Annotated in this window: 5 protein-coding genes and 1 pseudogene; 2 read left to right on the plus strand and 4 right to left on the minus strand. The window is 32.6% G+C overall.

Translation table 11 applies throughout. The features are described 5' to 3' along the window. Positions 1 to 590: hypothetical protein (locus tag AFK68_RS25370; RefSeq protein WP_143438242.1), on the minus strand; the 590-nt coding region annotated here is incomplete at its 3' end. A 1,926-nt stretch (positions 591 to 2,516) separates the two neighbouring features. On the opposite strand from AFK68_RS25370, the gene dusB reads away from it, so the two are divergent. Next, the gene (gene dusB, locus AFK68_RS25375) at positions 2,517 to 3,521 is read left to right on the plus strand and encodes a tRNA dihydrouridine synthase DusB (RefSeq protein WP_094676123.1); all 1,005 of its coding nucleotides are present in this window, start codon (positions 2,517 to 2,519) and stop codon (positions 3,519 to 3,521) included. Positions 3,522 to 4,429: 908 nt separating this feature from the next. Next, complete coding sequence (argF, locus tag AFK68_RS25380) at positions 4,430 to 5,350, plus strand: ornithine carbamoyltransferase (RefSeq protein ID WP_094676125.1); 921 nt, start codon at positions 4,430 to 4,432, stop codon at positions 5,348 to 5,350. Positions 5,351 to 6,210: 860 nt separating this feature from the next. Here the strand turns inward: argF and AFK68_RS25390 are convergent. The 3 genes and pseudogenes from AFK68_RS25390 to AFK68_RS25400 all read right to left on the minus strand — a co-directional run. Beyond that, entirely contained in the window at positions 6,211 to 7,500 is a 1,290-nt protein-coding gene (locus AFK68_RS25390; protein ID WP_094676127.1) for an adenylate/guanylate cyclase domain-containing protein, read from the minus strand. 35 nt (positions 7,501 to 7,535) lie between these two features. Continuing rightward, positions 7,536 to 8,123: pseudogene (locus AFK68_RS25395) on the minus strand (response regulator); the annotation flags it as partial. Positions 8,124 to 8,985: 862 nt separating this feature from the next. After that, positions 8,986 to 10,594, minus strand: a 1,609-nt coding sequence (locus tag AFK68_RS25400; protein WP_094676131.1) for an EAL domain-containing protein, incomplete at its 5' end; no start/stop codon positions are given.

Below are 10,594 nucleotides of genomic sequence, written 5' to 3' on the forward strand. Positions count from 1 at the left end.
GGAGAAGTTGCTAAATAATCAGTGACATCCTGACGTAAATTTATCATATTTATAGCACCATCTGCCCCTTTATTTGTAGTTAAATTTTCCCAGGAAAAATTAATATCCCAATGGTCAGTAAATGATTGAATAAATTCTTGTTCTCTGGGGTCAAGCACTTCATCAATCATAGCTATCTGACTTAAAATATTGATGATTTTTTTAGCTCCTGAAGGTTTTAAAAATGATTTAGCTAAATCTCCAGCTTCTTTTCTTTCAAAATTAAGGGTTTCTTTGATTAAAGTCCAGAATCCTTTTTTTCTTTCTCCAGGAACCCAGAATGACATTCCTACAATTATATTGAAAACTGCCAAACTAGCAAATATTGTACTGTCTATTAAACCTACATATTGTCTTTCAAAAAGATAGTTAAGTGAAAAAACAGATAAGGGAAATAAAGAAACTAATTGTGCCGTAACAGATATACTTTCTACTACTAAACGCTCATGTTTTCGCTTCCAAATTTGATTTGATTTGAGGTATGCTTCTGTTAAAGAGAAGCCGATAGATAAAAAAGCTAGTATAGATACTGCCTTTTGAAACATTTCCATGATACTGCTCCAAAATGTAATTTTGATACAAAATTTACCACTATAAAATGTATAACATAGAGTTGCTGAAATTGGTAATATATACAAGTTTTAAATTTTAGGAAGTAGCTGGGAATGTTCCATGTAATACCAATTTGAAAAAAGAATTTGACGAAGAGTTTAGTCAACTAAAATAGTTTAAGTCAGATGGCTATAAAAATCATAAATAGGTTGCGGGTAATTAAAAAGTAAATAAAAAAGTTGAAACTCTCACCTCTTCCCTTTTCCCTCTCTTGGTGCCCATTCCCTTGCGTCTTTTGCCGACGCGGGTTCGCACCGCTGTTCCCTAAAAAGCGGCAAGATTTTTGCCACAAATAAAATAGGATTGCTATATTTGTTCAAATAGATTGTTTGAGGTAAAAAAAATGATAATAATAACTACTTCTACTGACTACTGACTATTGACTACTAGAAACATTATTAGTATTTGTAGCAAACATTTATAAAATTGGTATAACATCCGTAGGAAGTAGGGAAGGAGGAGAAAAAAATACTTTACCTCATCAAGGCTGAGAACTACTATATAGTAGTCAGGAATTAGAAGTCGGAATTTGACTATTCCTAAAAAGTCTAGTCTTTCTTCCCTATTGCCTATTTCCTAAAAAATACAATCTTCTCACAATTGAAATCAGATGGCTATATATTAAAAGATGATACTTTGCTCAATAATAACTTGATTTTTTAGTATGGATGATTTACATTGGTTAAAAGCTTTTGCCTGATGTAAAATGTAAATTTATTTCTCAATATTTCTAATTTTGTCTAGCTTTTGCCAAACTAGAATAAAATATTAGTAAGTAAGTAGATAAAATTCTTTATATTTTCCCTGATAAGTTTAATATCTCAAGGTAACGTAAGCATTTCCTGCGGAATGCTGCGCAAACAGCTATTAGCAGTCAGATATTCCTACGGAATGCTGCGAAACAGCTTTTTAAATGATGTGATTTGATAGACTATTAAGGTTAAATGATGGATTTTTACCCATACTTTGTAATTCTATGAAATCTCTAAATTTTTATTTCCTTTAAGACAAGGAAATAAAGCTGATATCTGAATGCTGAATGCTTATAAAGTAACTGTCAGTGTCTCCTACAATTGGATGTGGTTTGAATCCCCATCAAATTTCCCTTTTTTCCTTCTTCAAGTATTTCTTAATTAGTGATAATTATGATTACCTCATTCCTATTTTATACCTCATTCAAATATTAAATTAATTATGTCCAGGTACTTATTAATGACAGAAAAAATAAGGTCTCCTGCTTCTTTTAGAGGGATGAAAAAAAATAAACTTCAGTATTTATCAAGCCTCCAGCTAAAACGAGAGGTTACTGTTAAAGAATTTCCTCCGCAGAAGGCTAACTGAGAGACTGTTTTTCAATAATGGATAATGGATAATGGATAATGGATAATGGATAATGGATAATGGATAATTACCTCTTCCTTTTAGGAAGAGGATTGAATAAAAGGAAAATAAATTCATGTTTCTCCTTGATCATAAGACGCTTTAAACCTTAATTATTCGGTAAAACAAGTATTAAGAGAGCTTAGAGTGACTAAAATCTAAAATAGGTAAGACTTCAAAAGATTAAAATCCGGTAAATACTAGAGGTGGAAAGGTGCATATATTCCTAGATTTTTAAGTGAGAAATAATTGTCTTGATTTCTTATTTCTTATTACCGAATAATTAATAATTAAGAGTTGAAGCGTCAATAATTAATTATTCATTCAACAATTAATGTTTAAAGCCTCCCTTTGTATTAATTATTGAGGACGGGTAATTATTAATTATTAATTGTTCCGCAGTGTTTTTTGCTGAACTGTTCCCTTTTTATATTTCCTGATAAATCCAATCTGTGATAACTAATAACTAATAACTAATAACTGAAATGACTGTTCTATCTCCTGAATTAAAACAAAAATTATCTACTCCACTAAAAATTGGCAACTTTGAAGTAAAAAGTCGCGTACTTCAATCACCATTATCAGGAGTAACAGATTTAGTATTTCGTCGTCTAGTACGTCGTCATGCTCCAGAGTCCATGATGTACACTGAAATGGTAAATGCGACAGGGTTACATTATGTAAAAGAATTACCTCAAATAATGGAGGTTGATAATAATGAACGACCAATAAGTATTCAATTATTTGATTGTCGGCCAGACTTCTTAGCAGAAGCAGCAGAAATGGCAGTAAAAGAAGGAGCTGATACTGTTGATATTAATATGGGTTGTCCTGTTAATAAAATTACCAAAAATGGTGGGGGTTCTTCTTTATTAAGACAGCCAGAATTAGCAGGAGAAATTGTTAGTAAAGTCGTAAAAGCTGTACCTGTTCCTGTTACTGTAAAAACAAGAATTGGTTGGAGTAATAAGGAAATTAATATTCTAGAATTTGCTAAGAGAATGGAAGATGCTGGTGCCCAAATGTTAACTTTACATGGTCGGACTCGTGCCCAAGGATATAATGGCCCGGCAAAATGGGAATGGATTACAAAAGTTAAGGAAATACTTTCTATTCCAGTTATTGCTAATGGGGATATTTTTTCTGTGGATGCTGCAATACGTTGTTTGGAGGAAACTGGAGCAGATGGGGTAATGTGTTCCCGTGGTACTTTGGGTTATCCTTTTTTGGTGGGAGAAATTGATTATTTCTTGAAAAATGGTGTAGAAAAAGTATCACCGACTGCAGTAGAAAAACTAGAATGTGCTAAAGAACATTTACAAGCATTATGGGAATATAAAGGCGATCGCGGGATTCGGCAGGCTCGTAAGCATTTGACTTGGTATTCTAAGGGTTTTCCGGGAGCAGGTGAGTTGCGGGGTCAGTTGGCAAAGGTAGAAACAGTGGCACAAGGTTATGATTTGATTGATAAGGTAATTGAAAATTTATAGTAGAAGGAAGAGGGAAGAAGGAAGAAGGCTTTAGTTATCTAGGAGAGAAGGAAGAAGTTTAATATTTAATTTTTTGGGCGTTAGATAAATGGGAGATAATTTTAATAGTTTTGTAGGATAGGTATTTTGCCTATTCTTAATACTTTCGGGTAGGTAGGATGCCAATAAGAAACCTGGTTTGTATTAAAATTTGACAATATTGATATCTGCTCAGACAAACCCGGTTTCTGTAACGTTTTAGATCCTAATAAGAAACTGGGTTTGTATTACAATTCGACTGTCAACCAAGAAATAAATTTATTGGCAAATAAAAAAGCTACAAAACTGATTATCTATTCTCTACGTTCTCCAAATATTAAATTAATTATATCTAGGTACTTAATAAAGACATTCTAAAATCTTGGCTATAAATACTTGGGAAGTGTCAAACTATCCTCATCAAGAACAATAAAAAATTTTTATTCCAGTTCCTTTGAGGATAGTGAGGTAGNTTTGTATTACAATTCGACTGTCAACCAAGAAATAAATTTATTGGCAAATAAAAAAGCTACAAAACTGATTATCTATTCTCTACGTTCTCCAAATATTAAATTAATTATATCTAGGTACTTAATAAAGACATTCTAAAATCTTGGCTATAAATACTTGGGAAGTGTCAAACTATCCTCATCAAGAACAATAAAAAATTTTTATTCCAGTTCCTTTGAGGATAGTGAGGTAGAGTTTAATACTAATATAGTCATTTTAGTTTAGAGTGAGACAAAGAGTTGCTACTGTCAAAGAGTTTCAGCTAAAAAAAATGTTTCATTCTTATTTAAAATGACTATATCTCTTCCCTCCATACCTATTCCCTAAAGAGGTACAGTTTAATACTAACCTCTCTTCCACTATTCCCTATTCCCTAAATTATGGATAAATTAAAAGGACGAGACTTATTAAGTTTAGCCGACTTAAATTCTGATGAATTAACAGAACTTTTACAATTAGCAGGCAAACTAAAATCTGGTAAAATTAATCTTAAATGTAATAAAGTATTAGGACTTTTATTTTCTAAAGCTTCGACAAGAACTAGGGTAAGTTTTACTGTGGCAATGTATCAATTGGGAGGTCAAGTTATTGATTTGAATCCTAATGTTACTCAAGTTAGTCGGGGAGAACCTTTGGTTGATACTGCTAGAGTTTTAGACCGATATTTAGATATTTTAGCGATTCGTACTTTTGAACAAAAAGACTTAGAAACTTTTGCCAATTATGCAAAAATTCCTGTTATTAATGCTCTGACAGATAGAGAACATCCTTGTCAAATATTGGCTGATTTATTAACGGTTCAAGAATGTTTTGGTAAGCTAGATGGAATAACTTTAAGTTATTTTGGTGATGGTAATAATGTGGCAAATTCTTTACTATTAGGTTGTGCCATGGTAGGAATGAATGTCAGAATAGCAACTCCAGCAAATTATCTGCCAAATAGGGAAATTGTAGAGCAAGCAAAAACTATTGCTAATGGTAAAAGTGAAGTTATAGTTACTGAAGATCCCCAGGTAGCAGTTAAGGATGCTCAAGTGCTTTATACTGATGTTTGGGCAAGTATGGGACAAGAGGGGGAAGCCGATAGTCGAATTCCTATTTTTCAACCTTATCAAGTAAATGAAAAATTGTTAGAAAATGCAGCAGATGATGTGATAGTTTTACATTGTTTGCCAGCACATCGAGATGAAGAAATTACTGATGGAGTTATGGAAGGAGAGCGATCGCGAGTTTGGGAGCAAGCAGAAAATAGAATGCACGCTCAAAAAGCTTTATTGGTAAGTATTTTAGGTAGTGATTAAAAAAGTGTGGAGAGTATGGGAAGTGTGGGGAGTGTGGGGAGTTTTTGCGAGCGACAGCGAAACACATCCTACTAGACTATATTAAGATTTTTCCTGATCTTAAAGCTTTTCTCCTAGATAACTAAAGTCTTCTTCCTTCACGGGAGTATATTAGGACTTACGCAAAGACCATCTATGTAGCGTTCAAAACTATAACGTTATAGTTTTTGAACTCTATATATGGTATCTCTGCGTAAGTCCTGTATTTGTAATACCATTTCTTAAAAATAATGCTATATCTAATTGGGTAGGGAGGTGTGGGAAGTGTGGGGAGTGGGGGGAAAACTAAAAGTAGAAACAATCAATACTGACTGATTAATAATTGTCAAAAAAAGACTTTCAACCTTGGTGACTATTTAACTTTTAAAGCATAGCTGAAGCGTAGCGTTACTTTTAGTAATTGATATAAGATTTTTCCTTCTCTTAAAGCTTCTTCCTTTTTCTTCATTCTTCCTCCTTCACCGGACTATATTTAAGATTTTTCCGTCTCTTAAAGCTTCTTCCTGTTTCTTCATTCTTCCTTCTTCACCGGACTATATTTAATTTAAGATTTTTCCTTCTCTTAAAGCTTCTCTCCTAGATAACTAAATCCTTCTTCCTTCGTCACCAGACTATATTTAATTTAAGATTTTTCCTTCTCTTAAATCTTTTTCCTTATTCCTTCTTACTTCTTCACCGGACTATATTTAAGATTTTTCTTTCTTACTTCTTACTTCTTCACCGGACTATATTTAAGATTTTTCTTTCTTACTTCTTACTTCTTCCTTCTTCCTTCTTCCTTCTTCCTTATTCCTTATTCCTTATTCCTTATTCCTTATTCCTTATTCCTTCTTCCTTCTTCCTTCTTCCTCAAGATAGAAATAAACAGCTTTGTCTTGATTATTTAAACTGATAATTCTCTGAAATATTTCAGTAGCTTGTTCCTTCTGTTGAGAATAGTAACTAATAACCCCCTGCTCAAATAAGGTTTTAGTTTGTGTTTTAAATTCGATCAGTTCGGGCGGATCTGCATCAAAAAATTCAAATAAAGATACTGCATCTTTTTTTCCTTTAACTTGAACTTGACCAAGAAACCTGTAATTATATTTCGTATAATCTTTAAGCTGAAAAAAGGTATGTTGACTAATAATTAAAGAAGCACCATAAACTTTAGTTAAATCTTGTAGACGAGAAGCTAAATTTACAGCATCACTAATCACAGTAGTATCCATTCTATTAATTCCACCAACTGTTCCTAACATTAAGGAACCTGTATTAATTCCAATCCCAATCTTGATAGGTGATTTATTATATCCTTTCCGAAGAATGTTGTATTTATTTAATTCTAAAAGCATTCCTAAAGCAGCTTGAACAGCATCATCAGGACACCTACCAAATAGTGCCATAATAGCATCACCAATATATTTATCAATAAAACCATAATTAGCAGTAATTAAAGGTTCCATACGGGAAAGATAGGAATTAATAAATTTAAAATTTTCCCCTAAATTCATGGTTTCTGAAAGGGTGGTAAAAGAGCGAATATCAGAAAATAAAATTGACATCTTCTTTTGTACAGATTCACCCAAAGAAACATCTACAATACTTTCATGTCCTAAAAATCGGAGAAACTGTTTTGGTACAAAGCGACTATATGATTGATTAAGTTTAGATAATTCAGTATTTTTAAGTTCTAATTGTTTAGTAAATTGAATCCTTTCTGCTTCAGCTTTTTTTCTTTCTGTAATGTCTTGAAAAGTAGCGATCGCGTAAATTAGTTTACCATTATCATCAAAGATTGGACTTGCTGATACTTCCACAGGAATTATCTTTTCCCCTTGACGAATTTCCATATTATCAACTCTAGCATTTTCTCCTTTTAAAGCTTTAAATATTGGCTGTTGTTCATAAGGATAAAATTTTTCTGTTCCTGCTAAATAAAGTTGATAAATTTCGGGAATTTTCTCTGGAGTAGTTTCAGCTATTATCCCTTTACCAAAGATATTTTGTGCAGTTTGATTAGTGTAGAAAGGTTGACCATCAGCATCAACTACAAATACTCCTACTGGCAAAGTTTCTAAGAATTTTTCTAGTCTTTTTTCACTGTCATATAACTTTTGAGCTGCTTCTATTAAATGTTCCTGTTTTAGAGCATCTTTTAACCTTNTTTCTCTGGAGTAGTTTCAGCTATTATCCCTTTACCAAAGATATTTTGTGCAGTTTGATTAGTGTAGAAAGGTTGACCATCAGCATCAACTACAAATACTCCTACTGGCAAAGTTTCTAAGAATTTTTCTAGTCTTTTTTCACTGTCATATAACTTTTGAGCTGCTTCTATTAAATGTTCCTGTTTTAGAGCATCTTTTAACCTTTGAACATAATTTAAAGTTTTATTAATTGTAATTTCTAAATCTTCTAAATCAATCGGTTTAGTTAAGAAATCAAATGCTCCTAAATTCATGGCTTTTCTGACAAGATCTAAATCGCTAGAAGCAGAAATAATTACTGTTTTAAGTGTAGGATGATTAATATCAGAAAGAGTAGATAGTAGGGCAATACCATCCATTTTTGGCATACTAATATCAGTTAATATAATATCTATGTCTGGTTCAGCTTGTAACTGTTCCAGAGCTATTAAACCGTTAGAAGCAAAAATAAATTCTAGGTCTTTTTTGCGAATTTTATTTCTGAACTTTTGCTTAATTATTGATTTAAAGGATGGTTCATCATCCACAACCAGTATTTTTGCTGGCATAGGTTCATTTTAGTTTTAATATTGTATAGCGCTACGCGCTAGGGAATAGGGAATAGGGAATAGGGAATAGGGAATAGTAAACTCATAAAGGGTTTTTCGTATAGGGAAAAGCTCCGCTAACAGGATTTAGAAATGTCCTAACCTTAATCCATAGTGCTATATTACTAATATATAGCAATTCCCATATTGGTGAAATACAAAATTGGNAATAGGGAATAGGGAATAGTAAACTCATAAAGGGTTTTTCGTATAGGGAAAAGCTCCGCTAACAGGATTTAGAAATGTCCTAACCTTAATCCATAGTGCTATATTACTAATATATAGCAATTCCCATATTGGTGAAATACAAAATTGGCTTGTTTTAGGGAGTAGGGAGCAGTAATTTGGGTTAGGTAATCATTTCAGTTATCAGTTATCAGTTATCAGTACCTCTGGAATAAGGAGGCTTGATATTAAGGAATAGTCTCTTTTTTTATCCCTTTAAAAAGGGAGGCACATACCCACAATTTTTCGGTAATAGAAAAGAAAAAAACAACTGTACCTGATTCAAGAATTGAGAATTGAGAATTGAGAATTGAGAATTACCTATTCTTATAAAAAAGAGGATTGGTGCTCAAGGATTTTTGTTCTTCTCTTGGTTGATTGGATATGGCGTTTTGCTGCGCGACATATAAAGCGGAGCGGCTCTGTTAAGAGCGGGAGACCCGCTCCTACGGACCCGCTGCGCTAACGCCATCCCATCCTAACGGACTGCTCCGCAAACAACCGCTTTTTTCTCCATGAATGGAGAGGCTTTATACCTTAATTTTTTGGTAAGTTGAAAAATGCTATAGTCAAAAGATTAAATAAGATAACTTTTAGTTTACCATTTTTTAGCTGAGGCAATTAATTTAGTTGCTTGGGAACTATCAACAGGTTTGGAAAAGAAGTATCCTTGCCCATATTTACAATTAAGGTCTCTCAGCAAAGCTAGTTGAGTAGCTGTTTCTACACCTTCAGCAATCACATCTATTTCTAAATTAGCAGCCAGACTAATAATTGCTTTTGTAATCTCTAGGTTTTGTGATTCAGCATCCATTGTCATAACAAAAGAACGGTCAATTTTCAGAGTATCAATAGGAAAATTACGCAGACGACTTAATGAAGAATAACCAGTGCCAAAATCATCAATATTTAACTGTATATTCATCGCTTTGAATTCTGATAATATTCCCATCACAATTTGCTCATTTTCCATTATTGTAGTTTCAGTAATTTCTAACCTCAGACTATGATGATCTAAACAAGTACGAGATAAAATTTCATTAACTTGTTCTACAAGATCGGATTTAGAAAATTGTCTACCAGAAAGATTAACACTAATTGTTAAAGACTGAAGAGAAAATTCTTGTTGCCAATTATAAGTTTGTTGACAAGCTTGTTGCAAAGTCCACCAACCAATTGGGATAATTAATCCTGTTTCTTCTGCTATAGGAATAAACTCATTTGGAGAAATCATTCCTCGTTGTGGATGGTTCCATCTAATTAATGCTTCAAAGCCACAAATTAAACCTGTTTCTAGTAGAATTATTGGTTGATAAAATAACTCTAATTCATTGCGTTGTAAAGCTTGTCTCAGGTCTATTTCTAACTTAAGTTGTGCTAAATTATCAGCATACATTGATGTATTAAATACTTCTTGACGAGCTTTTCCTAAAGTTTTAGCACGATACATAGCTGTATCTGCATCTCTAAGGATATCTGTAGGACTTTTATAATCTTTATTGGGTAAAACAATACCAATACTAGCGCTAGTATAAACTTCTTGCTCATTAATATAAAATGGTAACTGTAACAATTGTTGAATTCTTTGAGCTACATATTCAGCATTTTCTTCAGATTTAACATATTCCAATAATATAGCAAATTCATCTCCTCCCATCCTGGCTACACTATCATCATCCCGCATATCTTGTTTAAGTCTATTAGCTACTTCTATAATTAGTTGATCTCCTGCTAAATGTCCTAAACTATCATTAACTATCTTAAACCGATCTAAATCTATAAAAATTACTGCAAACTTCTCTTGAGAATGTCTCTGATATCTAGCCAAAGCATTAGATATTCTATCCATAAACAAAGCCCTATTAGGTAATTGAGTTAGGGAATCATGGAAAGCATCATGCAGTAGTTTTTCTTCTGCTATTTTTCTGTCTGTAATGTTATGAGAGTTAACAACTATTCCTTCTATATAACTATCCGAAGTTAAGTTAGTAAATACTGCTTCAAATATTTGCCACTTGTGTTGCTCATTTTGAATTTTCAATTCTTTGATATATTCTTTTTCTGATGAATTTTCAACTACTTTTTGTAAAGTATGTCTCACTAATTGACGGTCATTAGCATGAATAATATTGAAAATTGATATATTCAAATTATTGTCATCAAAATTATCTAAAAATTTTTGTGCTGATGGACTACAATAAACAACC

It is taken from the genome of Hydrocoleum sp. CS-953, from assembly GCF_002260545.1.
Lineage (GTDB): Bacteria > Cyanobacteriota > Cyanobacteriia > Cyanobacteriales > Microcoleaceae > Trichodesmium.